This window comes from Propylenella binzhouense (genome assembly GCF_009866965.1).
Classification (GTDB): domain Bacteria; phylum Pseudomonadota; class Alphaproteobacteria; order Rhizobiales; family Afifellaceae; genus Propylenella; species Propylenella binzhouense.
The window spans coordinates 1-879 of the sequence record NZ_SPKJ01000220.1 but is presented as its reverse complement, the minus strand read 5'-3'; the positions used below and the strand labels follow the sequence as shown (position 1 = coordinate 879).

The window sequence follows — 879 nt, the reverse complement described above, 5'->3', positions numbered from 1 at the left end:
CGGCCGCCGGTCCGCAGGCCGCGCCGGCGCCGAACGTGCGGCATGTCGGCGAGGGCGAAGGCGCGGCCGAGGCGCCCGCCGGGGTGGCGCCGGGAACCTCCGTCCCGGCCGGCGGCCTCTTTCTCGATGCCGGCGAGGGCCGCACCGAACCGGACGCCGGGGACGCCGCCGACGGCGGATCGCGGGACGCGCGTCCCGGATCGGGCGTGACCGTGATCGAGACGCCGCAGCCGCGCTGAAGCTGCGTGGAACGCGATCGGCCTTGAACCCGTTTGTCGGCTCAAAGTGCCCCGGAGGAGACCGATGCCACTGCGCAAAGCCGCTTCGACAAGGCCGCGGGGCGGCGCGTCCTGCGCGCGGGCGGCGATGGTCGGCCTCGCCGGCGTCCTCCTCTGGACGTTCCCCGCCGGCGCCGCCGATCTTTACCCGGGCGGGGCCGCCTATGCCGGGCGCGCGGTCGACGCGTGCTACGCCGCCTCCGGCTTCACGCGCCTCGTCAGCTCCTGCAGGCCCGGCGCCTGCGACTTCGAATGCGCGCGGTGGCAGGCGGGCGAGCTCGCCTCGGAAACCGGGTTCGCGCTCTGCGTTGCGGCCTGCAAGCAGGGCTTTTTCGCCGGCCGGCCTTACGTGCGCGCGCATGAATTCGTGCGGATGCGCTAGACTTCGCCGATGCGGCTCCTCCTCTACGTCCTCCTCGCGATCGGAATCCTCGCCGGCGCCGCGGCCCTGATCGGCCCCCGCCCGCCCGGCGAGACGCCCGCGCACGCCGACGCGCTGCCGGCCTGGAAGCAAGCGGCGCTGCCCGACAGCGACACCGGCGTCCGCAACGTGACGCCTGCCGGAATCACGGCGCCGCCGTCCGCCGCCCGGCCGCCCCGG

At 75.9% G+C, this 879-nt stretch carries 3 protein-coding genes; all 3 read left to right on the top strand.

Going from position 1 to position 879, the window contains the following annotated elements:
• On the top strand, window positions 1-239 hold a 239-nt coding region (locus E4O86_RS23025; protein WP_205521065.1), incomplete at its 5' end, for a hypothetical protein.
• Window positions 240-303: 64 nt separating this feature from the next.
• Window positions 304-660, top strand: coding sequence for a hypothetical protein (locus tag E4O86_RS23020; protein WP_161142860.1), 357 nt, complete (start codon window positions 304-306; stop codon window positions 658-660).
• A gap of 9 nt (window positions 661-669) precedes the next feature.
• Window positions 670-879 (top strand): hypothetical protein (locus tag E4O86_RS23015; RefSeq protein WP_161142859.1); only part of this gene is annotated, 210 nt, incomplete at its 3' end.

What these genes read in the sequence shown, in the direction of transcription:
- E4O86_RS23020 (WP_161142860.1), top strand. Translation starts at nt 304, where the DNA reads ATGCCACTGCGCAAAGCCGCTTCGACAAGGCCGCGGGGCGGCGCGTCC.